30 protein-coding genes and 2 riboswitches are annotated in these 26,995 nt (G+C 65.9%); of the genes, 14 read left to right on the top strand and 16 right to left on the bottom strand.

Annotation, left to right across the window (positions count from 1 at the left end; all coding sequences use genetic code 11):
• Positions 1-66 precede the first annotated feature (66 nt).
• Positions 67-1,461 carry an FAD-dependent oxidoreductase gene (locus tag PV772_RS09710; RefSeq protein ID WP_347885994.1) on the top strand — a complete coding sequence of 465 codons (1,395 nt, stop codon included), beginning with the start codon at positions 67-69 and terminating at the stop codon, positions 1,459-1,461.
• Positions 1,462-1,511: 50 nt separating this feature from the next.
• Positions 1,512-1,931, top strand: coding sequence for a low molecular weight phosphatase family protein (locus PV772_RS09705; RefSeq protein ID WP_236803129.1), 420 nt, complete (start codon positions 1,512-1,514; stop codon positions 1,929-1,931).
• A 259-nt stretch (positions 1,932-2,190) separates the two neighbouring features.
• Here the strand turns inward: PV772_RS09705 and PV772_RS09700 are convergent, their stop codons facing one another.
• From PV772_RS09700 to PV772_RS09685, 4 genes are all read right to left on the bottom strand, one after another.
• Complete coding sequence (locus PV772_RS09700) at positions 2,191-4,722, bottom strand: heavy metal translocating P-type ATPase (RefSeq protein ID WP_347885993.1); 2,532 nt, start codon at positions 4,720-4,722, stop codon at positions 2,191-2,193.
• Between the two features lie 64 nt (positions 4,723-4,786).
• Positions 4,787-5,119, bottom strand: a complete 333-nt coding sequence (locus PV772_RS09695) for a zf-TFIIB domain-containing protein (protein ID WP_236803131.1) — start codon at positions 5,117-5,119, stop codon at positions 4,787-4,789.
• Positions 5,116-5,559 carry a metalloregulator ArsR/SmtB family transcription factor gene (locus tag PV772_RS09690; protein WP_347885992.1) on the bottom strand — a complete coding sequence of 148 codons (444 nt, stop codon included), beginning with the start codon at positions 5,557-5,559 and terminating at the stop codon, positions 5,116-5,118. Before PV772_RS09690 ends, PV772_RS09695 begins: the two co-directional genes overlap by 4 nt.
• Before the next feature lie 318 nt (positions 5,560-5,877).
• Positions 5,878-6,597: a ZIP family metal transporter gene (locus tag PV772_RS09685; protein WP_236803133.1), complete on the bottom strand. Its 720-nt coding sequence runs from the start codon at positions 6,595-6,597 to the stop codon at positions 5,878-5,880.
• Positions 6,598-6,851: 254 nt separating this feature from the next.
• On the opposite strand from PV772_RS09685, the gene PV772_RS09680 reads away from it, so the two are divergent.
• The 7 genes from PV772_RS09680 to PV772_RS09650 all read left to right on the top strand — a co-directional run bounded on the left by PV772_RS09680 (position 6,852) and on the right by PV772_RS09650 (position 12,897).
• Entirely contained in the window at positions 6,852-7,253 is a 402-nt protein-coding gene (locus tag PV772_RS09680; RefSeq protein WP_347885991.1) for a metalloregulator ArsR/SmtB family transcription factor, read from the top strand.
• Positions 7,250-9,205 (top strand): cation-translocating P-type ATPase, encoded by a 1,956-nt coding sequence (locus PV772_RS09675; RefSeq protein ID WP_347885990.1) that lies wholly within the window; start codon positions 7,250-7,252, stop codon positions 9,203-9,205. Before PV772_RS09680 ends, PV772_RS09675 begins: the two co-directional genes overlap by 4 nt.
• Positions 9,202-9,720 (top strand): signal peptidase II, encoded by a 519-nt coding sequence (gene lspA / locus PV772_RS09670; RefSeq protein ID WP_347885989.1) that lies wholly within the window; start codon positions 9,202-9,204, stop codon positions 9,718-9,720. The genes PV772_RS09675 and lspA overlap by 4 nt, the downstream gene beginning before the upstream one ends.
• Before the next feature lie 339 nt (positions 9,721-10,059).
• A riboswitch (cyclic di-AMP (ydaO/yuaA leader) is annotated at positions 10,060-10,257 on the top strand.
• A 3-nt stretch (positions 10,258-10,260) separates the two neighbouring features.
• Entirely contained in the window at positions 10,261-11,040 is a 780-nt protein-coding gene (locus tag PV772_RS09665) for an NlpC/P60 family protein (RefSeq protein WP_347885988.1), read from the top strand.
• A 361-nt stretch (positions 11,041-11,401) separates the two neighbouring features.
• The gene (locus PV772_RS09660) at positions 11,402-11,641 is read left to right on the top strand and encodes a DUF3188 domain-containing protein (RefSeq protein WP_236803137.1); all 240 of its coding nucleotides are present in this window, start codon (positions 11,402-11,404) and stop codon (positions 11,639-11,641) included.
• Between the two features lie 133 nt (positions 11,642-11,774).
• Complete coding sequence (locus tag PV772_RS09655; RefSeq protein WP_347885987.1) at positions 11,775-11,948, top strand: hypothetical protein; 174 nt, start codon at positions 11,775-11,777, stop codon at positions 11,946-11,948.
• Positions 11,949-12,585: 637 nt separating this feature from the next.
• The gene (locus PV772_RS09650; protein ID WP_347885986.1) at positions 12,586-12,897 is read left to right on the top strand and encodes a hypothetical protein; all 312 of its coding nucleotides are present in this window, start codon (positions 12,586-12,588) and stop codon (positions 12,895-12,897) included.
• A gap of 58 nt (positions 12,898-12,955) precedes the next feature.
• Here PV772_RS09650 and PV772_RS09645 read toward each other — a convergent pair whose 3' ends face one another.
• The 5 genes from PV772_RS09645 to PV772_RS09625 all read right to left on the bottom strand — a co-directional run bounded on the left by PV772_RS09645 (position 12,956) and on the right by PV772_RS09625 (position 18,334).
• Positions 12,956-13,570: a copper resistance CopC family protein gene (locus PV772_RS09645; protein ID WP_347885985.1), complete on the bottom strand. Its 615-nt coding sequence runs from the start codon at positions 13,568-13,570 to the stop codon at positions 12,956-12,958.
• A gap of 103 nt (positions 13,571-13,673) precedes the next feature.
• On the bottom strand, positions 13,674-14,288 hold the full coding sequence (locus PV772_RS09640) for a hypothetical protein (RefSeq protein WP_347885984.1): 615 nt from the start codon (positions 14,286-14,288) through the stop codon (positions 13,674-13,676).
• Between the two features lie 59 nt (positions 14,289-14,347).
• Positions 14,348-15,040 (bottom strand): thioredoxin domain-containing protein, encoded by a 693-nt coding sequence (locus PV772_RS09635; protein WP_347885983.1) that lies wholly within the window; start codon positions 15,038-15,040, stop codon positions 14,348-14,350.
• Positions 15,040-15,957, bottom strand: coding sequence for a cation diffusion facilitator family transporter (locus tag PV772_RS09630; protein WP_236803142.1), 918 nt, complete (start codon positions 15,955-15,957; stop codon positions 15,040-15,042). The genes PV772_RS09635 and PV772_RS09630 overlap by 1 nt, the downstream gene beginning before the upstream one ends.
• 286 nt (positions 15,958-16,243) lie before the next feature.
• Positions 16,244-18,334, bottom strand: a complete 2,091-nt coding sequence (locus PV772_RS09625) for a cytochrome c oxidase assembly protein (protein ID WP_347885982.1) — start codon at positions 18,332-18,334, stop codon at positions 16,244-16,246.
• Between the two features lie 190 nt (positions 18,335-18,524).
• Between PV772_RS09625 and PV772_RS09620 the strand changes: the two genes are divergently transcribed.
• Positions 18,525-18,941, top strand: a complete 417-nt coding sequence (locus PV772_RS09620; RefSeq protein ID WP_272910895.1) for a metalloregulator ArsR/SmtB family transcription factor — start codon at positions 18,525-18,527, stop codon at positions 18,939-18,941.
• 39 nt (positions 18,942-18,980) lie between these two features.
• A complete protein-coding gene (locus PV772_RS09615; protein WP_347885981.1) occupies positions 18,981-19,955 on the top strand; it encodes a cytochrome c oxidase assembly protein in 975 nt (324 codons plus the stop codon).
• Between the two features lie 42 nt (positions 19,956-19,997).
• On the opposite strand, the gene PV772_RS09610 is transcribed toward PV772_RS09615, so the two are convergent.
• Positions 19,998-20,618, bottom strand: a complete 621-nt coding sequence (locus PV772_RS09610) for a TlpA disulfide reductase family protein (protein ID WP_347885980.1) — start codon at positions 20,616-20,618, stop codon at positions 19,998-20,000.
• Between the two features lie 160 nt (positions 20,619-20,778).
• A riboswitch (cyclic di-AMP (ydaO/yuaA leader) is annotated at positions 20,779-20,950 on the top strand.
• 1 nt (position 20,951) lies between these two features.
• Between PV772_RS09610 and PV772_RS09605 the strand changes: the two genes are divergently transcribed.
• The 3 genes from PV772_RS09605 to PV772_RS09595 are packed head-to-tail and all read left to right on the top strand — an operon-like array spanning position 20,952 to position 23,121.
• Positions 20,952-21,758 carry a M23 family metallopeptidase gene (locus tag PV772_RS09605; protein ID WP_347885979.1) on the top strand — a complete coding sequence of 269 codons (807 nt, stop codon included), beginning with the start codon at positions 20,952-20,954 and terminating at the stop codon, positions 21,756-21,758.
• Positions 21,755-22,435 (top strand): DUF305 domain-containing protein, encoded by a 681-nt coding sequence (locus tag PV772_RS09600; protein ID WP_347885978.1) that lies wholly within the window; start codon positions 21,755-21,757, stop codon positions 22,433-22,435. Before PV772_RS09605 ends, PV772_RS09600 begins: the two co-directional genes overlap by 4 nt.
• Positions 22,436-22,485: 50 nt before the next feature.
• Positions 22,486-23,121, top strand: coding sequence for a DUF3105 domain-containing protein (locus tag PV772_RS09595; protein ID WP_347885977.1), 636 nt, complete (start codon positions 22,486-22,488; stop codon positions 23,119-23,121).
• A gap of 54 nt (positions 23,122-23,175) precedes the next feature.
• On the opposite strand, the gene PV772_RS09590 is transcribed toward PV772_RS09595, so the two are convergent.
• The 6 genes from PV772_RS09590 to PV772_RS09565 all read right to left on the bottom strand — a co-directional run bounded on the left by PV772_RS09590 (position 23,176) and on the right by PV772_RS09565 (position 26,844).
• On the bottom strand, positions 23,176-23,925 hold the full coding sequence (locus PV772_RS09590; protein ID WP_236803149.1) for a cytochrome c biogenesis protein CcdA: 750 nt from the start codon (positions 23,923-23,925) through the stop codon (positions 23,176-23,178).
• The gene (locus tag PV772_RS09585; RefSeq protein ID WP_347885976.1) at positions 23,926-24,414 is read right to left on the bottom strand and encodes a signal peptidase II; all 489 of its coding nucleotides are present in this window, start codon (positions 24,412-24,414) and stop codon (positions 23,926-23,928) included. It abuts the gene before it with no gap.
• The gene (locus PV772_RS09580) at positions 24,411-24,728 is read right to left on the bottom strand and encodes a hypothetical protein (protein ID WP_347885975.1); all 318 of its coding nucleotides are present in this window, start codon (positions 24,726-24,728) and stop codon (positions 24,411-24,413) included. Before PV772_RS09580 ends, PV772_RS09585 begins: the two co-directional genes overlap by 4 nt.
• A gap of 3 nt (positions 24,729-24,731) precedes the next feature.
• Entirely contained in the window at positions 24,732-25,580 is an 849-nt protein-coding gene (locus PV772_RS09575; protein WP_347885974.1) for a cation transporter, read from the bottom strand.
• Positions 25,577-25,903 carry a winged helix-turn-helix domain-containing protein gene (locus tag PV772_RS09570; RefSeq protein WP_236803153.1) on the bottom strand — a complete coding sequence of 109 codons (327 nt, stop codon included), beginning with the start codon at positions 25,901-25,903 and terminating at the stop codon, positions 25,577-25,579. Before PV772_RS09570 ends, PV772_RS09575 begins: the two co-directional genes overlap by 4 nt.
• 77 nt (positions 25,904-25,980) lie before the next feature.
• On the bottom strand, positions 25,981-26,844 hold the full coding sequence (locus PV772_RS09565; protein WP_347885973.1) for an SURF1 family protein: 864 nt from the start codon (positions 26,842-26,844) through the stop codon (positions 25,981-25,983).
• Positions 26,845-26,995: the final 151 nt, after the last annotated feature.

Here is a 26,995-nt window from a genome sequence, read left to right as displayed (position 1 = left end):
CCCCACAGGGCTGGCAGGACCCTACCTGATGCGACCGCACCACCACTACGGATGAAAGAGGACACCATGGAATCAGCGCAGAATCTCCGGGTCGCCGTGATCGGCGCAGGCCCGGTCGGCCTGGCCGCCGCGGCCCACCTGCTCGAACGGGGCCTGGAACCGCTGATCTTTGAAGCCGGCACCTCGCCCGGGGCCGCCATTGAACAATGGCGCCACATCCGTCTATTCTCCCCCTGGCGGTTCAACACCGACGCCGCAGCCGAACGCCTCCTCGAAGCCACCGGCTGGGAAGCGCCCCGACCCACCGCCCTGCCCTACGGCGGGGAACTGATCGACAACTACCTCACCCCGCTGGCCGCACTGCCACAGATCGCGTCCCGCCTGCAGACCGGCGCGCGCGTTACTGCCGTCACCCGGCAGGGAATGGACAAAACCCACATCAAGGGCCGCGACACCACACCCTTCACCGTCCGGGTGGAACACGCAGACGGCGAAACCCGCGACCACACCGTCGCCGCCGTCATCGACGCCTCCGGCACCTGGTCCACCCGCAACCCCCTGGGCACCTCAGGACTTCCCGCCATCGGCGAACACACAGCAGCGGACCGGATCTCAGCCCCGCTGCCCGACGTTACCGGCCGCGACCGTGCAGCCTTTGCCGGCCGCCGCGTCCTCGTCGTTGGTGCCGGGCACTCCGCCGCCAACACCCTCATCAACCTCGCCGACCTCGCCAAGGACGAGCCGGACACCCGGATCCTCTGGGCCGTCCGCGGCGACTCGGCCGCGAAAGTCTACGGCGGCGGGGACCTGGACGGGCTGCCCGCCCGCGGCCAGCTCGGCGGCCGCGTCCGCCGGCTCGTGGAGGCCGGAAAGATCGAACTGCACACCAGCTTCGGCATCAGCTCCCTCAAATCCCTCGACTCCGGGGTCACCGTGGGCGCGGTGGACGGCCTGACCATCGAGGCCGACGTCCTGGTGCCCTGCACCGGATTCCGGCCCGACCTGGACATCCTGCGCGAGCTCCGCCTCAACCTGGACCCCGCCGTGGAAGCACCTACCGAGCTTGGTCCGCTCATCGACCCGGAATTCCACTCCTGCGGCACCGTCCCGCCTCACGGCGCCAAACTCCTGGCCCACGCGGACAAAGACTTCTACATTGTCGGGATGAAGTCCTACGGCCGGGCTCCCACCTTCCTGCTGGCCACCGGGTACGAACAGGTCCGCTCCGTCGCCGCAGCCCTCGCCGGCGACCAGGAATCGGCCGACACCGTCCACCTCGAGCTCCCCGACACCGGGGTCTGCTCCACCGACACCGGCACCAGCTGCGATGTCCCGGCCGCTACATCGGCAGCAGTCGGAGCAGCTCCTGCAGAGGCCGGTTGCTGCGCGGCGCCGGAACCTGTGCTGGTCCGCTTTCCCACCGGTCTTGCCCATGGCCGCTCCGGCACCAGCAACGCCTAACCCTCGCCGCCTCGCATCCCGCCGTCTCACTCAAAAGGAACAACCCGCTCATGACCCACGAAAAGACACCGTCCGTATTGTTCGTCTGCAGCAAGAACGGCGGCAAATCCCAGCTCGCTGCCGGACTCATGCGCGACCTTGCAGGAGATGCCATTGGCGTCTATTCCGCCGGCACCAAGCCGGCTACGAGCCTGAACCCGCAGGCGGTGGAGTCCCTGACCGAGCTGGGCATCAATGTGACCGGCGAATACCCCAAACCTGTCACCGGCGAAGTCCTGGGCGCAGTGGACGCCGTTATTGTCCTGGGTACCGAGGCCAAGCTTGAACCGGTCGAGGGTAAGCGCTTCGAGGTCTGGGAAACGGACGAGCCCTCCGAACGCGGGATCGAGGGCATGGAGCGGATGCGCCTGGTCCGGGACGACATCAAAGCCCGGGTTCAGACGCTCTACACGGAGCTCACCGGAAACTAGCCATGCCCGCCCCGGCGCCGTCACTGACACTGACCACCGAGGGTGCACCGCGCGGCAGACTCATGCGGCATCTCTGGACGGCAGGGCCCGAGATCGCGGGTGGGTTTATTGACCCCTCCCATAAGAGGTAGGTGGGGCCAATGCCTGCATCTAGCTTGGCTAAACAGTACCGAGGTCTGGGGCGGGACCCGGGCGCAGCCTGTCAGGGCTTAAGGGCCCGATCTATCGCTATCCATCGACTCCCGTGCTAAGGCCTATGTCAGGGGTCGGTGATGGTGAGGGCTTCTATTGGGTTTTTGGGTTCGCGGTAGGCCAGGAGGCGGAGGGCGTTGGCGACGACGAGCAGGGTTGATCCTTCGTGGATTACGACGGCGAGGCCAATGCCGATGGCCCCGGTGATGGTTGCCGGTATGAGAATCGCGACGACACCGAGGCTGGCCCAGAGGTTCTGCCGGATGATTCGGCTGGATTGCCGGCTCAGGTTCACGGCGAAGGGGAGCCGTTGCAGGTCATCTCCCATGAGCGCGACGTCGGCGGTTTCCATGGCGACGTCGGAGCCGGCAGCGCCCATCGCGATCCCGACGGTGGCGTTGGCCATGGCCGGTGCGTCGTTGACGCCGTCACCGACCATCGCGACCTTATTTTCCCGGCCGCGCAGCTCGACTACGGCTTTGACTTTGTCCTCGGGGAGCAGGTCTCCGCGGGCCTCATCGAGCCCGAGCTTTCCGGCCACAGCATCCGCGACGTTCTGGTTGTCACCCGAGAGCATGATCATGTGCCGGATACCGGCGCGGCGCAGCTGTGTGATAACGGTTGCTGCGGAGTTCCGGGGAGTGTCCATCAGGCCCAGGACGCCCAGATACTTGGACCCCCGGCGCACGACCATGGTGGTCCGTCCCGCGGCTTCGAGCCGGGCAGTGGAGTCCCGGATGTCCTTGGTCAACGGTGTCCCGTCGGTCTCGGTGAAGAGCTGCTGCTTGCCGATGTGGATCTGTTCGCCGTCGATCAGGGCGCTGACCCCACGGCCGGTGATGCTGGTGACCGCGCCGGCGGTAAGGGGCGGCGTGCCGTCCAGTCGGGCGCGTGCCGCCGTCACGATGGCCGAGGCCAGCGGGTGGTCGCTTTGGGATTCGACGGCGAGTGCGACGGCAAGCAGTTCGGTTTCCTTCACGCCCGCCGCTGGTTCGACGTCGGTCATTTCGGGTTTGCCCTCCGTGAGGGTTCCGGTCTTGTCGAAGGCGATCGCGCTCAGCGTGCCGAGGTTCTCCAAAGGTCCGCCGCCTTTGATGAGCAGGCCGCCGCGGGCTGCCCGGGCGAGCCCGGACAGGACGGCGCTGGGGGTGGAGATTGCCAGCGCGCAGGGGCTGGCCGCGACGAGGACGGCCATGGCCCGATAGAGCGTGGCGGAGAACGGTTCGTCGATGACGAGGCCGGCGAAGAGCAGGACGAGGACGAGGATCAGCACGGCGGGGACGAATACGCGCTGAAAGCGGTCCGTGAAGCGTTGCGTGGGCGAAATTTGGGCCTGGGCTTCGCTGACCATCCGCACCACGCGGGCGAGCGTTGAGTCCTTGGACAGCCGTGTCACCTCGATCTCCAGCACGCCGGGACCATTGACCGTGCCCGCGTAGATCCGGCTTTCGGCCGGGATGTCCGTCTCCTTCCGGGACGCCTCTTGCCCGATGGGGGTCTTGTCAACTGGGATGCTTTCCCCGGTCACGGCTGACTGGTCCACGCTGCTCTGCCCGACGGTGACGTGACCGTCCGAGGGGATGCGGGTGTTGGGTTTAATGATGACGGTGTCGCCGATCCGCAGTTCCCCGACCGGGATCTCCTGGTCAGCGCCGGCGCGTCTGACGAGTGCGGTGTCCGGGGCGAGTTCGGCCAGGGCCTGGATGGCGCGCCGGGCCCGGCCCATGGCGTAGCTTTCCAGGGCGTGGCCGATACTGAACAGAGCCAGCAGCAGGGCGCCTTCGGCCAGGTCCCCGAGCACCGCGGCCCCGGCGGCTGCGACCAGCATCAGGAAATCGATCTCGAACCGTTTGGCCATCACCGTCTGGATGGCTTCCTTCAGGGTGTAGTAGCCGCCGAAGAAATAGGCGGCGATATACAGCGCGGTGGAAACCACGTCCGGAACGGCAGAGCTGAGCCCCAGGAGGAACCCCGTCGCCAGGGTCAGGGCACACAGCACCGCGAAGATCAGCTCGCTTCGCTCACCAAAGATCCCGCCATGTTTGTGATCATGCTCTTCATGCTTTTCGTGCTTGTGGTCATGCGCGTCCGCTTCTGGCAGGCCGGTTTCAACGGCACCTGCCACAGGGGTTTGGGCGGGACCGGTCCGGTCTGCGCGCGGTGGTGTTCCAAAGCGCGTCAGAAGGTGCAAAACCGCCTTCTCCGAGGTCCTGTCCTTGAGGTATTCAACCGTAACGGAGCCGGTGGCGGAGACGTGGGCCTCCGCCACCCCGTCCAACTCGCGCAGCCGCTGTTCGAGCAGTTGCGCCCGGGCGGACCTGGAGATGCCGTCCACATCAAGGCTGAGGTGGCCAAAGTCGCTGTCCACCCGGGCACCCAGAGACACGGCCAGTTCGCGGATCCGGCGCAGGCTGATAAGACCGGGTTCGAAATGCACACACAGCTGCGCCGCTTCGGCGCCGTCCGGGCGCTTGACATGGGCGTCGATCACGCCCTGCCGGGCCTGCAGGCCCTCGGTCAGACTGCGCACGCAGGCGTCCTGTTCATCCAGCGCCTCGGGCAGAACAGTCTTCAGGTCAAGCTGGGTGTCGATCGCCACGCGTGCTCACTTCTCATAGTCAGGGCCGGTCAGGTTGAGGGGTGCTGGTGCAGGGCTTCGGGGTTCAGTCGAACAGATCTCCGAGGAACCCCCCGCGCTTGCGGCGGTCGTGCCGGTCACCATGACCGCTGTGGTGACCGTCCCGCCGGTCCGGGTAGGGAGACTGGCCGTAAAGGGGCTGCGGAGTCTGGGCATAGGGTGGCTGTGTCATTCCGGATGCCGCGTTCCGGGCAGCGTAGAACGCGGCTTCAGCATCCATCAGGGACTCCAGTTCGCCGCGGTCCAGGAAGATTCCGCGGCACCCTGTGCATTGGTCGATGATGACCCCGTTGCGTTCGTAGGGGCGCATCTCCGATTCGCATTTAGGGCAGGTAAGAGGGGCAGGTGAGGCGTTCATGTCGGCTCCTGACGAGTGGGGTCGGTTAGGGAAGGGGCTGCGGTGACTGCGGGGGAGTGCCCGGCGTGGGTGATCGCCAGGTCCAGCAACATCCGAACGTGGTTGTCGCCGAGACGGTAAAACACGACCCGGCCAGCGCGGCGGGTTTCCACGACTCGGTGCGCGCGCATGAGTCGAAGAGCTTGGCTCACCGAGGATTCGCTGAGACCGGCCACCGAGGCGAGGTCGTGCACGCACACCTCGCCGGCCTCCAGCAGCGTGGCGAGGATCCGCACCCGGCCGGGATCTCCCATCAACCGGAACACCGCGGCGACCCGCTCAACATCCTCGCCTGAGGGCAGTGCCCCCCGAAGAAACTCAACGCGGGAAGGGGCACGGTCGTTGTCCCGATGCCCGGGCAGGGAATCCGGATCAGTAATGGACTGCAGTCGACGACTCATCTGAACAGATTATCATTTGTTCAGATGACGTGGTCATTCATTCACCGGTTTTCACTCCGGGTGCGGCCCTCCGAACCGCCAGGGATGTCAGAGCGACAGGCGCGGCATGGCGCATACTTTCTGTTGTGTGTGACGGCTGGTGTGATGGGGGCGCCTTCAACGTCCCTCGAGCCCCTGTTTCTGTCGAAGCATCTACGCCCTCGACCGTGAGCTCCCTCCCGGATGTCAGTGAGGGGTGGGCGAGATGGACCGAGGAGCGTTTCTCGATGGCGTCAAGGAATGCAGGCTGCACCCACAAACCTGCAGGTCTGGCAGCTCTTACAGGGCGCCCAGGATGTAGATCACGAGGAACCCGAGGAAGAACATGGCACCCAAAAACACCGTTTCTTCCTGTTCATGCGCTTCAGTCAGCAGTTCCTCGACCGTGAGATACAAAAGAGCGGCAGCACCAAAAGCGAGAACAAGGGCCAGGACGGGGGCGCCGGCACCGCCGAGGAAGACAGCGCCACCTATCGCACCGACGGCCGTCAGGAGTCCAAGTCCGCTGCTGGTTGCCGCTGCACGGACGTTGGATATGCCAATTTCCTTGAGCTCTACTGTCAAAGACAGTGCCAGGAACAGGATTTCGATGGTGAGGGCGATGGTGAGGATAAGCGCCTCTCTGGCACCCAGAACAGTCCCCAGCCCCACCAGTAAACCGTCCAGCAGCAGATCGATTCCGACGGCTGCCAGCAGGCCTGTCGGCAATGTCCCGGACGCCGGGGACTGTCTGTCCATTTTTCGGCCCAGGGCGCCCAACAACAGCATGACAGCTGCGCCTGCGGCAAAACCGGCGGCCGCGAACCCGAGGTTTCCTTCTGCCCGCAGGTCCGGGAGTACTTCTCCGGCCAATGCTGCCAGGACCACGCCCGCCGCGAAGTGTTGAATCGCACTGGAGAGTTTTGGCCCCGGGGGCCTTAGGACAGCGATGACCGACCCCAGAGCCGCCGCGGCGACCGGGAACGCGACCAGCACCAGCGTTTGGGCGGAAAGACTCACACTGCCAACACCTTTCAAACCATGCCTTGCTTTAGGCAACCCAGAGGACATGTGCCCTACCCGCCCAGTGCAGGCGGGCTTTTGCTGCCTCACGCTACCGCCAGCGCCCTACCGGAGTCACGGCAAATGTTTGGATATTTGAACCTCACCCCGCTCGGGACTCCGGACGGCATGCCCGAAGCCCTCTGTCAGGTTCCGAAGGACGAGAAAACCCATCGCCAGTTCCCATCGTTTTAATCGGATATCATCGCTGTATGACGATACACATGGCTGGTTCGGGGGATGCTTGCGGTGGGCTTGCACCCGCAGCGGCTTTGTTTCATTCCTTGAGCGACCCAACGCGGTTGAACATCGTGAAGCGAATGGCCGCCGGCGAGATCCGGGTGGGGGATCTGGCCGGGGAGCTGGGGCTTGCCCAGTCCACCGTGTCCGCCCATGTGGCGTGTCTGCGCGATTGTGGCCTGGTCCAGGGCCGCGCGCAGGGCCGCAGCGTCTATTACTCGCTGTCCCGTCCGGAACTGATGGACATGCTTGCCCAGGCCGAAGTCCTGCTTGCCACCACCGGCAACGCGGTCAGCCTGTGCCCGAACTACGGCACCGGAAGCACCGGCGCCATACCGACAAACGTGGAACTGACGAAGGAGAACGCCCGATGAGCGACGCCTGCGGCTGCAGCGACGACAAGCCCGAAACCGTGGCCGAAGAGGCTGAGGAGGCGGTCAGCTTCTGGCAGATCAACGAGATCCGGGCCGCGGCAATCTCGGGTGTGCTGCTCCTGACCGCCTGGATCCTATCCTTGACCGGGGGCCCGGACTGGCTACGCCTGGTCCTGGAAATCGGGTCGCTGCTGGTCGCGGCGTGGACCTTTGTTCCCTCCACACTGCGGCGTCTGGCCAAAGGCAGGATCGGCGTCGGGACCTTGATGACGATCGCCGCCGTCGGCGCCGTCGCCCTGGGCGAGTTCGAGGAAGCGGCGATGCTCGCTTTCCTTTACTCCATTTCCGAGGGGTTGGAGGAATACTCGCTGGCGAAAACCCGGCGCGGCCTGCGCGCCTTGCTGGATCTGGTCCCGGCCGAAGCGACAGTCCTTCGCGGCGGGACGGAAGTCACCGTTGACCCGGCCGAGCTCGTTCCGGGGGACCGGATGGTCGTCCGCCCGGGCGAACGGTTGGCCACCGACGGCCGGATCATCACCGGCCGCACCTCCCTGGACACCTCGGCCCTGACCGGTGAATCCGTGCCGGTTGAGGCCGGTCCCGGCAGTGATGTCTACGCCGGGTCCATCAACGGCACCGGGCCGCTGGAAGTCGAAGTCACCAGCACCGCGGAGAACAACTCCCTGGCCCGCATCGTGCACATCGTCGAGGCCGAACAGTCCCGCAAGGGACCCGGGCAGCGCCTGGCGGACAACATCGCCAAGAAACTGGTCCCCGGCATCCTCATCGCCGCGGCCCTGATCATCGCCTTCGGCTTCATCATGGGAGAACCCCTGGTGTGGTTCGAACGCGCCCTGGTCGTCCTCGTAGCCGCATCGCCTTGCGCTTTGGCGATCTCCGTCCCGGTCACCGTTGTCGCCTCCGTCGGCGCCGCCAGCCGCATCGGTGTGCTGATCAAGGGCGGCGGCGCACTGGAAACCCTCGGCAAGATCCGCACCATCGCCCTGGACAAGACCGGCACCCTGACCCGGAACAAGCCTGAAGTCATCGATGTCGCCGCGGCTGGGACCGTCACCCGCGAAGACGTTCTGGCCCTCGCAGCCGGGCTGGAGGCCCGCAGCGAACACCCCCTGGCCCGCGCCATCCTCGCCGCATCCCCCGCCCAGGCCGACGTGACCGACGTCGACACCGTCCCCGGCGCCGGCCTGCAAGGCACCTTTGAGGGCAAGACCGTCCGGCTGGGCCGCCCCGGCTGGATCAACCCCGGCTCCCTCGCCGCGGATGTCGAGCGGATGCAGAAGGCCGGTGCCACCGCCGTCCTGATCGAATCCGCCGGCGAAGTCATTGGTGCCGTCGCTGTCCGTGACGAACTGCGCCCCGAAGCCCGGGACGTCATCGCCCGGCTGACCGCCTCCGGGTACACCACGGCCATGCTCACCGGGGATAACGCGATCACCGCCGCGGCCCTGGGCAAGGACGCCGGGATCACCGAAGTCCACGCCGACCTTCGCCCGGAGGACAAGGCCGAAATCATCCGGACCCTAAAGTCCCGCCAGCCCACCGCCATGGTCGGTGACGGCGTCAACGACGCCCCGGCCCTGGCCACCGCCGACACCGGTGTTGCCATGGGTGCCATGGGCACCGACGTGGCCATTGAAACCGCCGACATCGCCCTGATGGGCGAGGACCTGAACCACCTGCCCCAGGTCCTGGACCACGCCCGCCGGACCCGGTCCATCATGCTGCAGAACGTGGGCCTGTCCCTGCTGCTGATCGCGATCCTGATCCCGCTGGCACTGGTCGGCGCCCTGGGGCTGGCCGCGGTCGTCCTGATCCACGAACTCGCCGAAATCGTGGTGATCGGCAACGGCGTCCGCGCCGGCCGCATCAGCGGCAAAATAATGGCGCTCCAGCCGGCCAAACCCGCGCCGGCGCTGGAACCTGCCGCGTGAGCGTCCCGTCTCCGGCAGATCCGGCAGGGACACCACCAGTTGCCACCAAAGCATGGCGGGTAAAAATTGGCCTGCTCGCCGCGGCCGCCGTGCTCGCGGTGGCCGACCTGGTCATCAAGGCCTTGGCCGAGGAACTGCTCTCCAACGGTGCCACGGTCGATCTGGGCCTGGTGAACCTGAAGCTGGTGTACAACACCGGGGTGGCTTTCAGCCTCGGGGCTAACCTCGCCCCGTGGCTGGTCATTGCCGCGACCGCCGTCATCGTCCTGGCCATGTCCTGGTACGCCGTGTCCACCGCCCCCGCCATGCCGGCGCTCTCCCGGGCGGGTGCGGCGATGGTGGTTGGCGGCGGTGCCGGGAACCTTGTGGACCGGATGGACGGGCGCGGCGTCGTGGACTACCTGCACAGCGGCTGGTTTCCCACCTTCAACCTCGCCGACGTGTTCGTCACCGTCGGCGTAGGGCTGTATGTGCTGGGCAGCCTGCTGGGATCCCGGGACCAGGAAAAGGCGTAACCAGCTGCAGTCCGGGCACGGGCCTCCTGACGCTGGAAGGACTTGCTCATGCTTGCCAGCATCCTGGCCACGACGGCCGCGTTAGCAGCGACCAAAATCGATGACATTGCTCCCATGCTTTTCCGTTCCTTGAACATGAAGGATCGTGGGCGCTGGGATTGAACGGCTGCGGAAGGCGGTGCAGGCACCGGCGGGTCTGACCAGGTCACTGACGACATCCCGGAAATACCCCGGGTATCAAGCAGGTGGGTGCCAGTCAGGGCGTTATGCAAATGTGACAAATGAGGCTTGTGTGACGTAGGGTCTGAACCGTGCCGGTTTCTCCGAATGCGGCACTCCCGAGCAGACTTGCCTAACTCTGCCGCTGCCAGGGATCCGTTCGTAAAATTCGTCCGGCAGAGACGGGGAACCCAGAGTTGGCCCGCTTCGAGCAGGCCTTGGGGTGAAGCCGTGCCTGGTGCCTTTCGTGCACCATCACGGCCGGGTGCCTCCCATCCGAATCCGACAGCTAACCTCGCAGGCAGTGGGAGAGGCCCTTTCATGCCCATGCGCAAAACTCACGGCCGCCACCGCGCGGTCTCCGTCCAGACCAGCGCCATCGCCGTGCTGTCCAAATCCGTCACCGCAAACGCCGGCACCGCAGGCCGTCAGGCAGCCGTCCTCGCAGCAGCCTCCGGCCTCGTCCTGACTGGCGGCATCACCGCCGCCCAGGCAGCAGACGCCCCGGCCCAGCGCGACGCCGAGCCGGCATCCACCCTCGAAGTCGCAGGCCAGGCCCAGACCCCGCTGACCGCCGACGCCACGATCCAGATCACCTTCGAGCGTCCCGCAGTGGAAACCACGCCTGCACCCGTCGTGGAAGCACCCAAGCCAGTCGCCGCCGAAGCGCCCAAAGCCGCGGTCCCCGTGGGCGCTGCGACTGTGAAGGCAGCCGCTGCGCCCGCCAAGGCCCAGGTCACCGTCACCCCTGCCGCGCCGGCGCCCGCGCCGGCCGCGGGCGGGATCAACGGCATCATGCTGTCCTCCGCCTACGCCCAGATCGGCATGATCCAGGACTGCACACGGCTGGTCGAAAACGCCCTCAACGCTGCCGGCATCCCCGTCGGCGACCTCGGGCCGATGCAGTTCATGAACTACGGCACCGTCGTCACCGACCCGCAGCCCGGCGACATGGTCATGCAGCCCGGCCACGTAGGAATCTACGTCGGCAACGGCCAAGTCCTCAGCTCCGGCCTGAACGGCAAGAACGAAACAGCGGTCCACCCCCTGACCTGGATGACCTCCAAAGGCGCCGTGACCTTCGTGCGCGCAGGCAAATAAAACCACTGAAGGCCGGTGATTCAATGCCTTGGGGGCAATGAATCACCGGCCTTCAGCATGCCCTCGCACGCTGGACCCTCTGTCGAGGGTGGAGTGCCCTGCCTCTTACTCCGGTCCGGTGCCTCGGAACCTCTGCACCCTCAAACCAAGGGACCGGAGACGCCGGAAGTCCCGCCGGAGCCTGTGGTGCTGAGGTGCAACCGTACAGCCGCAGGCTCGCTCGTTTCCGCGGATACGCGCCTTGGCTGTTGAGCTCTCCAGAGGAGTTCCGGCGATCGCGGCGAGAAGTACTGCGGGCGCCAATCCCATGCGTGTGCGGCACGTGAAAAGGTGGGCAGGGCTTTCCGCATATGCTGGATGGGTGCTAAACGAGTTTTGGGCCACCGCACCTGCATCGTACAAAGCGGTTGTTTTCAGTGCCATGGCCCTGATTGCGCTGGGAATCGCGATTAACATTTTTGGCCAGACCGCCAAAAATGAGGCCCTGTCGTTTGCATCGCTGGCTGTCATAGGCGCGGGACTGCTGCTTCACGCTGCAGGGGTTGTCATCCGCGGACATCAGGTCCAGAAACGCCTTCGGAATTCTTCAAGAAAAGGATGACCCAGTGCAGAACGCTTTCGTTGCGGCTGGCCTTCACGCCCTAAGCACGATGCCTACTCCCGGTCCCGGAACTGACGGGCTGAGGCCCGGTTTGAGTCCCGATCAGGTGTCACCGGGATTTCTCGGGTTTCTGATGACGGCGTTTATGGTCATAGCCGTCGTGATGCTCATGGTGTCCATGACCCGGCGGATCCGCCGCGTGCGCTACCAGGCGCAGATCCGTCTGCCAGGGCAGGACAGCCCGGGCGGAGCGGATACGAACCTTGCCGTCGCCGGTGAGCCGCAAGCCAGCAAGCACACAACCTAGCGAAACTTCCGGGGCCCGGTCTAGTGGTTCGCCAATTTGTTCCAGCATGTCACCCGGCCGTTATCCTTCCCTCAGGGGATCGCGACCCTCTTGCCCGGCGAGATGACGCCGTAGCCCAGGCGGCGGTTGTGCCAGCAGCGTACCGAGCGCCTGGGAGAAATTGATTGGGCCGGCCGGCAGCCCGCACCGCTAGGCGGAACCTTGCCGCTTTCCAGGTCTTGGCCGGGCCGGCGAGGTAGCGGGGGCCGCCCTCCGTTTCCATCCAAATCAGCTTCAATGCCACGGGCAGCGGCGGTACGATTCAACACAGTCATAGTCCTGATACCAGCCATGGCATTGACGCTAGGGCTGACCAGCCGGGACCTGGCGGACGCGCAAGTCCATTCATCCATTCCTGTACAGTCGTTAGGGGCTTCATAGCGCCCCACGGATGCTGTCCCGCGCCCGGGCCAGCCCTGACGATGATTCAAGGAACCGTATGACCGCTGAAAATACGATGGCTGAGGGTCCTCATCGGCCGGCCGCGAAGTCCCGGGCATCGGGTATGCCGCTTGGTTGCCGGCGTTTGTTGATGGTTGGCGGCATCTGCGTTCCGATCGGCCTCGTTGCCGGACCATTTTTGCTGCCTGCTCAACTGTTGGCCGTCGCGGGAATTGTCCTGCTGGCTGTTGCGTTGTCCCACGGGCCCGGTGAACGCTGGTTTTGGCGCTGGTCGTTGGCTGTCGCCGCGGCTGGTGGCCTGTGGCTGGCCGCTACGGCGGCGTACTACATCACGATCATGGTCGCCGCTGACGCGTCTGCCCCGTTGCCGGTTTTCACGCAGGGACTCTTTACTGCCGGGGCGGTGTCCGTTGCGGTCATGGCGGTCGCAGCCCTGACCGCTGCGCTGCTGAGGATGCTGGCGAATCGCCGGAAAGCCCGGGAAGCGGGGGCGTCTGTCCGGTCCTAGGCCGTTCATGGGTGCTTTCCGGTGTTCCCGTGCGACGGGAACACCGGAAAAACGTAGGTCAGGAGCGTTGTCCGGCGTTTCTGCGGCGCAGCCACCAGGTCACGGCCAGCGCCGCTGCCAGGATCCCGAAGGCGATTCCCACGGCCAGCGGCGCGTTATCGTCGTTGGGCCTCGGAGCCGTCGGCGGCATGGCGTTGGCGGTGTTTTGCGGGGCCAGCGAGGAGGCGGCAACTGACGGGCTTGCGGATGCCGACGGCTGGGACGATGCGGCGGTCGCGGGCGCTTGGACGGTGAAGGCGTAATTGCCTTCGATGGGGTGCCCGTCCGAGGACACGGCTCGCCAAAGCACCTTGTAGCTGCCCGGGGTCCCTGGGGCGATTTTGGTTGACAAGGTCGCCCCGTCGACGCTTACGGTGCCGTCGCTGACGGTGTTCCCGGCGCCGTCGGTGACGGTGATGACACTCAGGTTCAGGGACGCTGAATCCGTGGGAGGCTCGGTGAGGGTCAGTGACACTGTTTCGGGCGCGGTGGCAACGACTGCGTCCCTGGTCGGAACCGTGGAGGACAGGGCGTCATGGGCGACGGCAGGGGAGGCCACCGCGGCGGCGGGCAGCAGCAGAGCTGCGACGGCTGCGAGGCGCAGGCGGGTACTAATTCTGGGGCGCGGTTTCATGGTTGGTTTCCTTTGGGAATGATTTTGGGTGCACGACGTTTCCGCTGAAACGTGCTTGCAGGGTGGCAGGCGCGGCCGTGGCTGCAGGCCTGCGAAAAGGGCTTCAGGCGGTAGCGGGGGGCCCGCGCCGGGAATGAGTGTGGAGTATTACCGGGCGCAGAACCGGGGCCCGGGGCGGGGCCGGAACCAGCGGTGCCAGGACCGGAACGAAGGGGACCGGCGCGAGGAAAAGTACGGGTCGGAGCCAGGTTGCCAGCGCCCAGAGGGCTGATTCGCCTTTGGCCAGCAGCAGCGCGGTCAGCACCGTCGCGCCGAGGTGGGCGGTGACCATGGCAGGTCCCAGGTCCCACACCAGCTGCGGATGCATGTCCTGCCCTGCGGGCAGCAGCGCCCCGGAGCCAATCAGGGGGTGGTGGTGTGTCCCCGGCGCGACAGGCGGGAGGGCAGGGCCGACGGCAGCTGTCGGAGGGAACGCGGACATCACTGAGTGCAGCAGGCCCTGACCGCCGGCCAGGACCATACCAAGAACCGGCGCCTTCAGCTTCCATCTGGTCAGGATGATGACGGCCAGGACCAGCAGGGACATGCAGGCCGCCAGTACCGGTGCCGGGGGCAGGAGGCCGCCGGCGGAGACGTGCGCCGCCGCGGCCAGTGACAGGGTTGATCCTGCCAGGGCGGCGGTCCGCAGCAACCGGAACGGCGCGCGCTGAACTCTCATCCCGGTCCTTCCTGTGGGGCTGGGTCTTGCGGGACTCTGCTGGAGGCGGCGGGCAACCGCTACTGGGCGGCGTCCGCCAGTTTCTGGCGGAATTCCTCCATCGTGTTCGGCGTCAATTTTTCACCGTTGAGGAAGAACGTCGGCGTCCCGGTCACGCCCAGCGCCTTACCGTCCGCGATGTCCTGACGGATCCGGTCTTTAGTGGCTTCGTTGGCCACAGCGGCGTCGTAGGCGGTCAGGTCCAGTCCGAGTTCTTCGGCGAAAGTGCGGAACAGGGGTGCCTGGGAGTCCTGCTTTTCACCCCACTGCGGCTGGGTCTCGAACATTTTCGCGGCCATCTGTTCGTATTTTCCCTGCTGGGCTGCGGCTTCGACGGCCAGCGCCGCCTGCCCGGAATTTCGGTGGGCCGAGAGGGGAAAGTAACGGTGGACGACCGTGATCCGGTCACCGAATTCTGCCTTCAGCTCGGCCACGACGGGTTCAGCAGCCTTGCAGGCTTCGCACTCGAAGTCCAAAAACTCTACCAGTTGGGCCTTCTCGGTTGCCGGAGCGGTGACCCGGTGGCTGTTCTCGCGGACGAGCTGGGCATCGGCTACGGGCTGGACGGCCACCGGCGCGGGTTTGTTGAGCGTAAACACGGCGTACCAGATGGCTCCTGCGGCCAGGATGACTCCGAGCAGGATCCAGATGACGGTTCTGGCGCGTTTGGCAGGGTCTGCCGGGGCGGCAGAAGTGGCTTTTCGTTGTGACATCAGTGATGAATGCTTTCCTGGTCGCGGTGGGCTGCTGCTTCAATCTGGAAGGTGGAGTGTTCGACGCTGACGTCGAAATGTTCGGCGACGCAGCGCTGCAGGTCAGCCAGGATGGTGGAGGCGTGCCCGTCGGTCAGGCAGCCGTCTTCGACGGTGACGTGGGCCGAGAGTACCGGGGTTCCGGAACCGACGAGGGACGCGTGCAGGTCGTGGACGTCTATGACGTGGGGAAGGGCGAGGATGTGCTCCCGGACCTGGCCCAGATCCAGCCCGGCGGGCGCGTTTTCCATCAGCACATTCACCGTGTCGCGGAGCAGTCTCAGTGTGCGGGGGATGATCAGGACCCCGATGAGCAGGGACACCACGGCATCGGCTTGCACCCAGCCGGTCAGGGCGATGATGATCGCCGCAACGATGACGGCCACGGATCCCAGAGCATCGTTGAGGACTTCAAGGAAGGCGGCCTTCATGTTGAAGTTATGATTCCGGCCTGATGCCAAAACAATCAGCCCGATGGCATTGCCGGCCAGACCGATGACGCCGAACCACAGCATTGTCGGTCCGGCGATTTCCGGCGGTTCGAAAAACCTGCGGATGCCCTCGATAATCACGAACGCGCCAACGCCCAGCAGAAGGGCAGCCTGGAAGGCCGCTGCGATGATTTCGGCGCGCTTGTAACCCCAGGTGCGTTTCAGCGTCGGCGGTTTCAGGGCCAGCGAGGCTGCGATCAGCGCGATCAGCAGACCGGTGGAGTCGGTGAACATGTGCCCGGCATCGGCCAGCAGCGCGAGGCTTCCGGTCAGCACGGCACCGATGATTTCCGCGGCCATGACGCTGAACGTAACAGCGAAAACGATGATGAGTTTTCCGCGGTGGCCGGCACCTGCCGCAGCGTGGTCGTGGTCATGTCCGCTCATGAGGGATCCTTCACAGTGGTTGGCGGGGCAGGGGTGAGGGGCTTCTTGTCCTGGCCGCAGCCGGATTCTTTGCAGGTACCGGGCGGATCTACGCTGCGGATCATCGGGGGCAGGCGCGGGGCGGGGGCCGGAGAGTTCGGGGCGAGCCCGCTCTTCCGGCTGGACTGACCGGACCGTGGCCCCGCAGACAGGCCCAGGGGTTGGACCGGACCGGCCGGTTCATCCTGGTGTTCGAATTCATGAACGTCTGCACCGGGTGCGGCCGGGATCGGCGGAATTTCCGTCGTCACCGGCGCGGCCCGCCGCTGCCGCCGGGGCCCGGGTGGGTGCGTTCGCCCAGTTGGGCGAGCATGGCGTTGTAGGCCTCCAGGTCGGCATCATGGTTTCTGTCCGCTGCCCGGTCGGTCCTGCGGGTTTCCCGGGCATCGGAGCGGGACCACATGACGGCGACTCCGATCGCGATCAACAGGGTCGGCACCTCACCGATTCCCCAGGTGATGGCCCCGGCCATCTGCTGGTCAGCCAGCGGGGAAAGACCCCAGTCCCGGCCCAGCCCGGTAAACCATTCCGGCTGCAGGAGGGTGGTGGCGCCCATCAGGGCGACGCCGAAAAATGCGTGGAAAGCCATTGTGGCCAGCAGCAGCAGCAGCCGCAGCGGATACGGCGCCCGGCGGGGCACTGGATCGGTGCCGATCATGGACAGGACGAACAGGTAGCCGGTGATGACGAAGTGGACGGTCATCAGTTCATGGCCGGCATGTTCACGCAGGGCAAACCCGAAGGCGTCGGAGTAGTAGAACAGCACGATCGAGCCGGCGAAGTTCGCGGCGACAAAAAGCGGATGTGTCACAACGGCGGCCGGCCGGGAGTGCACCAGGATCATGATCCATTCCCGCGGTCCGCGTGTCCCGTCATGCCGGGGAGCCAGGGTCCGCAGGGCCAGGGTGACGGGGGCACCGAGAATGAGGAACACCGGAACGATCATGGTCAGCGCCATGTGGTCGAGCATGTGGGCACTGAACAGGACCCGCCCGTAGACCGAGGGGCCGCCGGAGGTGAAGAAGACCAGGGCAGCCAGGCCCGTCAGCCACATCAGGCCCCGGGGCCAGGGCCACCTGTCCCCTCGCCGCTTCAGCAGCCGGGCGGCCCGAAGGTACAGGTACGCGGCCACCAGTGCCACAGCAATCCAGAGCCAGTCCGGGCGCCAGACCGTGAACCAGCGTTCGGGGGTCAGTTCCGGCGGCAGCAGGTAGCCCGTGAGGATTTGTGCCGGCGTCAGAGCCGGTTCGATGTCCTCGCCCAGAGGAGGGGGAGTGCGGCTCAGTGCGGCGGCCAGTCCGCTGACCGCTCCCATGATAAGCACCTCAACAACGATCAGCCGCCAGAACAGCCCAGTGGCCCGCGTCGCTCCTGCGGCGGCTGACAGAGCCGGAATGAGACGCCTGCGGTGCAGGAGCCCGAGGCCGCCCAGGACGATGGCACCGGCCGTTTTCCCCATCAGCAGCACCCCATATGGTGAGGCGAGGCCGGCGGGGGAATCGATGCGGATGGCCGCGTTGATCACCCCGGAGGCCACAACGAGGATGAAGGCGAACCCGGCGAGGGTTGAAAACCGTTTCACGACGGCGGCGGTGTCGCTGCCCAGCGCGGTGCCCGCTGCCGTCAGGGCGACCAGCCCGCCGAACCAGAGGCAGACGCCAACAAGGTGCAGGCCCAGTGAGTTGATGGCCTGTTCATGATCGCTGCCCCCGGCGGCGTGGCCGATCAGGATCATCGGCACCAACCCGCCCATAGCCAGCACGGCGGTCGCGGCCAGCCCGGCCGGGGAGCGGAGGCCGAAGGTCGCCGTCGCCACCGTCGCGGAGATGATCACCACCCACAGCCAGGCCGTCCCGGTCGGGAGCTCTGTAATGTAGGACGCCAGCTGCGAGGCGAATTGCCGGCTGCCGGAGATCGGTACCCCGGCGATATCGGCGAAGCTGAACACGATGACCGCCACGGCCGACAGCATCCACAGAATGCTCGCCGCACAGGCCAGGTTCATGATGCGCCCAAATGCAGGATGCTCCGGGGCTGGAGTCCCGGAGCTGCTGCCGGCCTGCTTGTTTTTCCGCGTCCGTGACATGGACGGCGGAACAATGAAGGCCGCGAAAACCAGCGCCCCGATGGTGGCCGCCGCAGAGATGTTATGGACCGTCTGAACTATGCCAAAGCCCCACCGGACCAGGGACCCCGGGTCCCGGGTTTCAGCCGGCAACGTCCCCCTGCCATACGCGGTCGCGACAAGGACCGCAGCGATGGCGAGAAGTCCGGCAATGGCCAACCACCAAGGCCTTGGCACTGCTGCCGGCCGCCCGGTTGGAAGCTTCACAGCCACAAGAAATCCTTCGCAGTAGACCTGCCGCACGGCAGGACACCGGGGCACATGCCGTCAGGACCGGCACCAAACCAGATTATCTGTAAGGTTGTTCAGACGATAATTCGGCTGGTTTCTGATCCTGCGTCAGTGGCCAGGCCCGGTCCTGAAGCGAATGTGAAGCATTAGCAGTCGAAGGTAATCTTGATGAATGACCACCTCTCCGATGCCCGCAGCGGCAGCCCGCGGCAGCGACTGTGCCGTCCGGCTGGTGGACGCCGACCGGGTCCGCTCCGTCCGGGACAGGATGCCGCAGGAGTCCGACGTCGCCGATCTTGCCGTGATTTTCGGTCTCCTGGCCGATCCCGGACGCGTACGGATCCTCATCGCCCTGCTCGAGGGGGAGATGTGTGTCTGCGACCTGGCCGCGACAACGGGTCTGAGCGAATCCGGTGTTTCGCACGCCCTGCGCCTGCTGCGCGGGCCCAAGGTCGTCACGGTCCGGCGTTCGGGCCGGATGGCCTACTACTCGCTGGCCGATTCGCACGTCCGTTTACTCCTGGATCTTGGCCTGACCCACGTCGGGCACACGGGCCAGGACCGTCTGCAGTCAGCAGCCAGCAGCTGACACCGATGCGGCGGGGGAAGTGCGCAGGGGGGTTCGGGCATGAACGGTGATTACCGTATCGACGGCCCGGTCTGGCTGCCGACCCTACCCCCGTCATTGGGCGAGTATCTGGCCCCGAACCTGCAGCCCGTTCCGCTCATCCCGGCACTGGCGCTGGCCGCTGCCGTCCTCTACCTGGGCGGGGCCATCACTCTCTGGCGCCGGGGCCGGGCCTGGTCGCCGATACGCACCATCTCGTTCCTGACCGGCTGCGCCGCCATCGTCGTGGTCATGGGCGCCGGGATCGAAGGCTACGGGCTGCGGATGTTCTCCATTTTCATGTTCCAGCAACTGACGCTGATGATGGCCGTTCCGCCGCTGCTGGTTGTCGGCTCACCCGGCACCCTGCTGCTGCGCACGACACCACACAACCGGCTGGGCCGGCCGGTGCTTCAGGCCGCGATCTGGGGCCTGCGCTCCAGATGGGGACGCCTGGCCATCCACCCGGGGTTCATGGTCCCCCTGTTCCTGCTGAGCTTTTACGGCGTGTACTTCTCTGGGCTCGCCGATCTGCTGCTGCCCAGCTGGTACGGGCACGTCGGGCTGGAGTTGCTGTTCCTGCTCGCCGGGATCCTCTTCACCGTGCCGCTGATCTCGGCCGACCCATTGCCCACCCGGCAGACCCATTTTGGGCGGTTGATCGATATTTTCGCGGAAATGCCACTGCATGCCTTTTTTGGGGTGGTCATCATGATGGCTACCGATCCGATGGTCGAATTCTTTGCCGTCCCGCCCGAAAGCTGGAATATCAATCCAATGCAGGACCAGGGAGTTGCCGGCGGGCTGGCATGGTCCTACGGGGAGCTGCCGGGGGTACTGCTGCTGATGTTCATCCTGGTCCGGTGGCAGCGGGACGAAGCCAGCGGGTGGGCCCGGTCAGAACGGGCAGTAGCCAGCGCCGGCGGCGATGCGGACATGGATGCCTACAACCAGTACCTGCAGCAGCTGGCCAACCGGCCCGAACGGCACCGCTGAACCGGCCCGGCCTGCCGCGTCGTTACCTTCCGAACACTTCCCTTACTGTCCGGCAAGCGCCGATACGATGAGCGCCTTCAGGGTCCCTTTCTCGGAGATCCCGAGGATCCTCGCGCTGACCCGGCCCTCCCGGTCCAGGACAAGGGTCGTGGGAACGGCGCGCGGCGGCACATACGTCGTCATGGCCAGCAGGATCCCGCCGTTGCTGTCATCAAAACTTGGATAACCCACCCCGAACGTGCGTTCAAAGGCAGCCGCAGTCGGCGCATCGTCCCGGACGTTCACACCATAGAACAGCACTCCCTGGTCCCGGAATTCATTGTTCAGCGCGACCAGGTCCGGCGCTTCCTTCCGGCAGGGAGCACAGCCCGCGTACCAGAAATTCAGGACCACCACGTTGCCCGCCCAGTCGTCCGAGGAGATGGTTTCCCCGCTGAACAGCGTCCCGGTCAGGGAAACTTTCGAACCGCGCGCGTCGGGACGGTACTCGTTGACTGAACCATCACCTGCGATGTAGTTCTTGTCATCCCCTGCGCGGGACTGCGCGGCGAGCGAATCCTCCTGCGCCCCGCAACCGGACAGGGCCAGCGCCGCAGCACCGAGCCCCAGAACAGCCCGCCGGGGCGGGCACTTGTCATCTCCTGCACGCTTGAACAGATCCACAGTCGTTGATTCTATCCCGCGTAGAAAAGGGAGCGGCGGGCGGCTGCAGGCGACTATCAGGTAAATCACAGGGTTATAACGATTCCAGGACCTGCCTGTAATGTTGATACAGGCATTTGTGTATCAGTGCCTTCGAGGCCGCACGCCCAACCCCGCCCGGGCCTCGAACACGACGAGCTTCACAGGCGGGGGCGGAGAACCCATCTTCCGGCAGCTGCGCTGCCTTGGGGTGAAGCCGGAGCTGAAGACTGCATCGAGCGGTTCGAGTCCCCGGCCGGGCTTGATCCTTGGCCCGAACCCGACAGCTAACTTCGCAGGCGCTGAAAGGACCCCATGCCGTCTTCCCCTGCCCGCGGCCGGCACCGTAGCCCGGTGCGAGCCGATGCCTGGCGCGTCGATTCTGCCGCTCCCCGGCACAGCCGGCGTAGGCCTACCAGCCGGGACTTCGCCGTCCTTCGACGCAACCTTCCGGCAGCGGCCACCATCACCGCAGCAATGCTGGTCGGCGCAGCGATCACTGCGGCCAATGCCGGCACGGGCGCTGACCGGCCCGCTGCGGCAGGCGTGGAACAGGTGGCCGCAATCGAGGTTCCGGCGCAGGCTTCGCCGGGCGCCAGCATCTCCTTCGACCGGTCCCCGGTGGCCACTGTCCCGGCCCCGGCCGTACCCGAGTCCCCGGCGGCCGGGTCTGCCGGGGCTTCGGCGCAGCTGGTCCCCGCGGCAGCTGTTCCCGCCGGCCCTGCGGCTTTGTCGGGGCTCGCCGCACCGTTGGCGAGCATGTCCGTAGCGTCGCCGTTCGGTTTCCGCACCAGTCCGATAACCGGGGGATCCGGGGAGCTTCACACCGGCCTTGACCTGGTGGCGTCCTGCCAGACAGCGGTGTTCGCGGCTGGAGCCGGAACGGTGGTCGAGGCAGGATGGTCCGTGTACGGCGGGGGAAACCGGATCGTGGTCGACCACGGCAACGGCCTGAAAAGCACCTACAACCACCTGGCCTCGATCGAGACGAGCGTCGGCGCACCCGTCGCCGCCGGGCAGCGGCTGGCCGCTGCCGGAACGACGGGCAACTCCACCGGCTGCCACCTGCATTTTGAGGTGCTCTTCAACGGCCAGACCGTTGATCCGCAGGGCTGGCTGTGACCGGGACGAACCTTGGCGCGGGCGCGGCAGGCCGCGCACCACGGCCGGTTCAGCGCCGCGGCCTGCTGTGGGCCGTCTTCGTCACCGTTCTCATCCTCACCGCGCTGGCTTTCTTCGCCATCGGCCGGCTGTCCGGCGCGCCGCAGCAGATCTCAGATGATGGACCGGATGCCGGATTTGCCCGTGACATGCAGGTCCACCACGCCCAGGCCGTGGAGATGGCCCTGATCATCAGGGATACGTCCACCAACGAAGAAATCCGCGCGGTCGCCTATGACATCGCGACCACCCAGCAGCACCAGAAGGGTCAGATGTTCGCCTGGCTGCAGGGATGGGGCCTGTCCCAGGCAGGCACCGCGGCGCCCATGGCCTGGATGCAGGCCGGGACGGGGCAGCACGGGGCATCCCATGACGCCTCTGCTGCCGCGGCACCGCAGACAGAGATGGAGGGCATGGCAACCCCGGAACAGATGCAGGCCCTCCGGGCCGCTTCCGGGACAGAGGCGGACCGGCTTTTCACTGATCTGATGATCCGCCACCACCAGGGCGGGGTGGCGATGGCCACTGCTGCCGTGAATCTCGCCGAGACCGCCCGCGTCCGCGACTTCGCCGCCGGCCTGATGGAAGCGCAAAGCGCTGAAATACTGGCTTTGCAGGATCTGCGCGCCCGACTTTGACCATCCGCAGCCCATTCCGGCCGCACCAGCGACGAAAGCGAGCCCACCTGATGCCCCAGCCCCGGCCCTCCCGCGAGGAACGACAGGCGATCCTGAAGGCCCTGCAGGCAAAACAGCGGGCCACGGCGCGCCGTAAAGCCTGGCTGCTCTACGGTGCGGCGGCGGTCGTCGTCGCCGCGATCATTGGTTCGGTGTCGTTTGTCGTCGTCGGCGAAGTACGCCAGCGCGAGGAAGCCAGCGCGGCGGCTTCCCGGCCGATAGAGGGTGAGCAGGACTTCCCGGACCAGTCCAGGAACCATACGAGGGAACCGGTCAGCTACCCCAGGGCCCCTGCCACCGGAGGGGACCACGCCCCGGTCTGGACCAACTGCGGGATCTACACCGCCCCCGTGCAGCAGACCCAGGCGGTGCATTCCCTGGAGCACGGCGCCGTGTGGCTCACCTACCGTCCCGACCTGGCTGCGGACCAGATTGCCGAACTGACCGCTGCCGCCGACGGGCAGCCGTATCTCCTGCTCAGTCCCGTCCCCGACCAGGAGGCTCCCATCGTGGCCACGGCATGGGGCAAGCAGCTGGCCTTGCAGACCAGCAGCGATGAACGCCTTGCTCCGTTCATTAAGAAGTACCGCCAGGGCCCGCAGACGCCTGAGCCGGGAGCCGTCTGCACCGGCGGTATCCAGGGCTGACAAGCAGCCGCAGGGCTGTCCTCAATGTCGGCTGACAGGTCACTGGCCAAATACTTAGACGGGCATGAGGAAGGTCCCTGCCAGGTTCTGCAGCTGATAAATCCACTTCACCCACAGCCCGGAGACCATCAGAACACCAAGGATGATCAACATCGCCGCCCCGGCGATGTTGACCGCACGGATATGGGCCCTGACAACCGCCAGGACCCGGGAAACCCAGTTCAGGCCGAAAGCGACCAGCACAAAAGGGATCCCCAGGCCCAGACAATAGACGAACGCCAGCAGCGCACCGCGCCAGGCGCTGGCGGCCGTGACGCTCAGGCTGAGCACTGCACTGAGGGTCGGACCCATGCACGGGGTCCAGCCGAGCCCAAACACCACGCCCAGCACCGGGGCTCCGGCCAGGCCTTTCCTGCCCGGAGCACGGAATTTCCTGGTCTGCTGCAGCCAGGAGAAACCGCCCAGCAGGACCAGCCCCATCAGGATGACGACGACGCCCAGGACCCGCATCAGTGGATCCTGCCACCGCACCAGCCATGAGCCGATGGCACCGAAGGCTGCACCGTAGAGGGTAAATACCGCCCCGAAGCCGAGAATGAACAAGGCCACCCCGGTCAGGACACGGCGCCGGTTCCCGGGCTGGCCGGGATCGGTCAGCCCGGAGACGAACCCCAGATACCCCGGGACCAGCGGAAGAATACACGGCGAGAGGAACGAAACCAGGCCCGCGACCGCTGCGAGCGGCAGTGCCAGCACCAGCGCACCGGACGTCACGCTTGAAGCAAAAAATTCTCCGATGTCCACTTACTGCCCTTCCCTTACCGCGCCGCGTACCGTTCCCAGAACCAGCAGCCCTGCCCCGGTCACCACGAAAACCCCGGCAAGATTCGAACTCGGCAACCACCCGGTATGCAGGTAATCCACAACCCCGTCCCCATCCAGCAGGTCCACAAGATTCCCCAGGGCACCACCGAGCAGGAGCGCCGCCCCTAACAGCGCAGGTTTCCTCAACCGCGGGGCGGCCCGGACCAGGAGCGCGGCCAGCACAGCAACAAGCGCCACAGCACCCAGCACCAGTGCCCCCGGGGGAAGCCAGGACAGGGGACCGAAACCGGCGCCGGTGTCGTAGGCCACCCGCACAGTAAACAATCCGAAATCCGTGTCGTGGCTGTCGTGGCCGAGGGTCTGCACCAGGGCGGCCTTGACCGAGAGATCGGTCACCGCCAGGGCCGCGGCAGAAAGGACCAGGACAGATCTGGCGGCAGTGGAGTGCTCAGAGTCCAGTACACTCACGTGCTCGAGGCGGCAGTGCCGCGCACCGCGGCCCGCAGGGATTCAGCGGAGGGCAGCCCGGAAAGACCGGTATCGGCAGGATAGAGCCGGCAGCTTAATCCGGCGTCCGCTGTGGAAGGAAACAGGTCCTTCCCTCCGGCCAGGAATGACGGGGAGCCGCGGAACAGCACAGCGGCGGCCTCGGATTCGGAGCTGATCTCACGAACTGTCAGCAGTTCGGGGTCAAGTCCCTCAGCGTGCAGTACGTTCTTGAAGAGCTCCACTGCGGGTCCGGAGTTGGGGCAGCCAGGTATGGTGCGCACTTCGTAGGACATGCCTTACTCTCCCCGGCGTGCCAGCGGCAGGGAAAGGCTGCGGGGTTCAGGTTGCGGTGCAGCCGCCGTTCCGCAGCCCTCGCAGCATGGTCCCGCTGCAGGGGCGGCAGAACTGGCGGGGTGGGGGAGGGCGGAGGTGGCGCCATCTTCGGAGCCCTTGTCCGGTGCGGCAGGTGCGCAGCAGGCGTCCTCCGCCGCCTCGCCGTGCTCCGCGGTGGCGTGCGGGACCGCACAGCAGACATCGCCCTTCCAGGCGTTGATGCCTTCCCGGACGGCGATCGCAGCGATGACCAAGGCCGCCCCTGCATCTGCCCACCACCAGCCCAAGGTGCTGTTCAACACCAAGCCCACCAGCAGAACAGCCGAAAGATACGTGCACAACAGGGTCTGTTTGGAATCAGCGACAGCCGTGCGGGAACCCAATTCCCGGCCCGCGCGGCGCTGAAGCCAGGACAGGACCGGCATGATCGCCAGGGACAGCGCGGCGATCACGATGCCCGCCGTGGAGTGCTGCGCCTGACCGCCGCCGGCCAGGGAACGGACCGAATCCACGGTAACGAACAGGGCCAGGGCGAAAAAGGACACCGCGATGATCCGCAGCGTCACGTGTTCACGCCGTGCCGGGTCCTGTGCGGAGAACTGCCAGGACAGAGCAACCGCCGATGCCACCTCGATCACCGAATCCAGACCAAAGCCGATGAGCGCAGAGGAGTCCGCCAGATTGCCGGCCCAAAGCGCGATGACGGCTTCGATGACGTTATACGTGATGGTCGCGGCCGCGAAAAAACGGATCCGGCGGCTCAATACTGCACGGCGTCCCGTATCCGCAGTGAGCAGGAGGGCCCCGCTCATGCCACGCACGTCCCGTCAGCGGCGCAGCAGGCCGGATCAACGGCCAGCACCACACCCAGCAGATCCCTGATCGCGTGCCCCAGCCGGGCGTCAGTAAGCTCATACCGGGTCCGCCGGCCATCCGGAACGGCCACCACCAGACCGCAGCCACGCAGGCAGGTCAGGTGATTAGACATGCTCTGCCGCGAAACACCGAGGGATTCGGCGAGTTCGGACGGGTACCCGGGCCCCTCAGCCAAGGCCAGCAAAACCTTGGCCCTGGTCGGATCCGAGACCGCATACCCAAACCGTGCCAGAACCGGAGCGTTCGTGAGCGTTTCCATAACCCCAGAGTACATTTAGGAATGTATCAATGTAAAAGTCTCGGTTCGGCCCGCCCTGGCATCACGCGTGGAATCCTTCAGAGACCCATCCGGTCCAGCAGGGCGTCCTCTTCGTCGTCCGATGTGTTGCGCTTGCGGGCCTTTTCTTCGAGTCGAATTTTCGGGGCCGGGTCCTGCGGGTCACCCTGCGCCTGGTCTTCGCGTTCCTCCCGGGCGATACGGGCCTGCTGCCGGGCCGTGTATCCGAAACCCACGAAGGCAAGTATTCCAAAGGTCAGCCACTGCATCGCGTAGGACAGATTCGATCCTTCCTGAACAGCGGGCATGGCGAGCTGTTCAGGCGCTACGTCCGGAGCGGGCGATTCGGAGGCCATCAGTCCATAGCTTCCGGTCAACAGCGGGTACTCCAGCTGCCGGGCATAGTCGGGCAGGGCGATGCTTGGCAACTGGCCCTCGGGCGCGGTCCTGCCATCCAGCGTCTGTTCGGACGGTTTGATCCGGACCACCACCTCAACGTTTCCCGCTGGTGGGGACGGGACAGCATCCGGGTACCCCGGCTTCACGTTGCCAATTGGCAGCCACCCCCGGTTCACGACCACGGTCTCGCCGGAGCGGAGCCGAAAGGGAACAAGAACCTCATAACCGGGCGCGGAATTGTTTGGCCTGTTCCTGACAAGCCGTTGGTCCTGCACCAGATAGTGACCAGCCAGCGACACTGTTGTCCATTTCATGTCCGGGTCAGCAACGGAGAAATACTGCTTCACCTGCTCGAACGGCACAGGGGATTTTTCGTAGTTTTGCTGGACGCGCCGGATCTCAGTCACCGCCTGATTGCGGCGATCCATCTGCCATTTGCTGAGTCCGGCACAGGCGGCCGCAACTACAGCGGCAAGGATCAGAAAACCCAGCCAGCGCCTCGTCAGGAGGAACCGGTAGGTCATGGCCGCAACCGCCGGGAGTTGGAATCCTTCAAATATCCTGACGCGGCTGGATAGCTGATAAACGACAGGCGCTGTAGCAGCGGTGGCCGGTCCGGGATGGGGCGCGGGAAACGTTGGAGCACCCGTCCAGCGTAACCGCGGGATGTGCAGT

Origin of the sequence: Pseudarthrobacter sp. CC12 (genome assembly GCF_039907755.1) — a bacterium.
GTDB lineage: Bacteria > Actinomycetota > Actinomycetes > Actinomycetales > Micrococcaceae > Arthrobacter > Arthrobacter niigatensis.
The sequence above is the reverse complement of the archived record's forward strand: the minus strand, read 5'-3'. Positions and strand labels throughout refer to the sequence as shown.

What these genes read in the sequence shown, in the direction of transcription:
- PV772_RS09570 (WP_236803153.1), bottom strand. Translation starts at nt 25,903, where the DNA reads ATGGAAACGCTCACGAACGCTCCGGTTCTGGCACGGTTTGGGTATGCG.
- PV772_RS09580 (WP_347885975.1), bottom strand. Translation starts at nt 24,728, where the DNA reads ATGTCCTACGAAGTGCGCACCATACCTGGCTGCCCCAACTCCGGACCC.
- PV772_RS09595 (WP_347885977.1), top strand. Translation starts at nt 22,486, where the DNA reads ATGCCCCAGCCCCGGCCCTCCCGCGAGGAACGACAGGCGATCCTGAAG.
- PV772_RS09565 (WP_347885973.1), bottom strand. Translation starts at nt 26,844, where the DNA reads ATGACCTACCGGTTCCTCCTGACGAGGCGCTGGCTGGGTTTTCTGATC.
- PV772_RS09620 (WP_272910895.1), top strand. Translation starts at nt 18,525, where the DNA reads ATGACCACCTCTCCGATGCCCGCAGCGGCAGCCCGCGGCAGCGACTGT.
- PV772_RS09615 (WP_347885981.1), top strand. Translation starts at nt 18,981, where the DNA reads ATGAACGGTGATTACCGTATCGACGGCCCGGTCTGGCTGCCGACCCTA.
- PV772_RS09710 (WP_347885994.1), top strand. Translation starts at nt 67, where the DNA reads ATGGAATCAGCGCAGAATCTCCGGGTCGCCGTGATCGGCGCAGGCCCG.
- PV772_RS09695 (WP_236803131.1), bottom strand. Translation starts at nt 5,119, where the DNA reads ATGAACGCCTCACCTGCCCCTCTTACCTGCCCTAAATGCGAATCGGAG.
- PV772_RS09630 (WP_236803142.1), bottom strand. Translation starts at nt 15,957, where the DNA reads ATGAGCGGACATGACCACGACCACGCTGCGGCAGGTGCCGGCCACCGC.
- PV772_RS09645 (WP_347885985.1), bottom strand. Translation starts at nt 13,570, where the DNA reads ATGAAACCGCGCCCCAGAATTAGTACCCGCCTGCGCCTCGCAGCCGTC.
- PV772_RS09605 (WP_347885979.1), top strand. Translation starts at nt 20,952, where the DNA reads ATGCCGTCTTCCCCTGCCCGCGGCCGGCACCGTAGCCCGGTGCGAGCC.
- PV772_RS09575 (WP_347885974.1), bottom strand. Translation starts at nt 25,580, where the DNA reads ATGAGCGGGGCCCTCCTGCTCACTGCGGATACGGGACGCCGTGCAGTA.
- PV772_RS09665 (WP_347885988.1), top strand. Translation starts at nt 10,261, where the DNA reads ATGCCCATGCGCAAAACTCACGGCCGCCACCGCGCGGTCTCCGTCCAG.
- PV772_RS09690 (WP_347885992.1), bottom strand. Translation starts at nt 5,559, where the DNA reads ATGAGTCGTCGACTGCAGTCCATTACTGATCCGGATTCCCTGCCCGGG.
- PV772_RS09705 (WP_236803129.1), top strand. Translation starts at nt 1,512, where the DNA reads ATGACCCACGAAAAGACACCGTCCGTATTGTTCGTCTGCAGCAAGAAC.
- PV772_RS09640 (WP_347885984.1), bottom strand. Translation starts at nt 14,288, where the DNA reads ATGAGAGTTCAGCGCGCGCCGTTCCGGTTGCTGCGGACCGCCGCCCTG.
- PV772_RS09655 (WP_347885987.1), top strand. Translation starts at nt 11,775, where the DNA reads ATGACGGCGTTTATGGTCATAGCCGTCGTGATGCTCATGGTGTCCATG.
- PV772_RS09680 (WP_347885991.1), top strand. Translation starts at nt 6,852, where the DNA reads ATGACGATACACATGGCTGGTTCGGGGGATGCTTGCGGTGGGCTTGCA.
- PV772_RS09675 (WP_347885990.1), top strand. Translation starts at nt 7,250, where the DNA reads ATGAGCGACGCCTGCGGCTGCAGCGACGACAAGCCCGAAACCGTGGCC.
- PV772_RS09635 (WP_347885983.1), bottom strand. Translation starts at nt 15,040, where the DNA reads ATGTCACAACGAAAAGCCACTTCTGCCGCCCCGGCAGACCCTGCCAAA.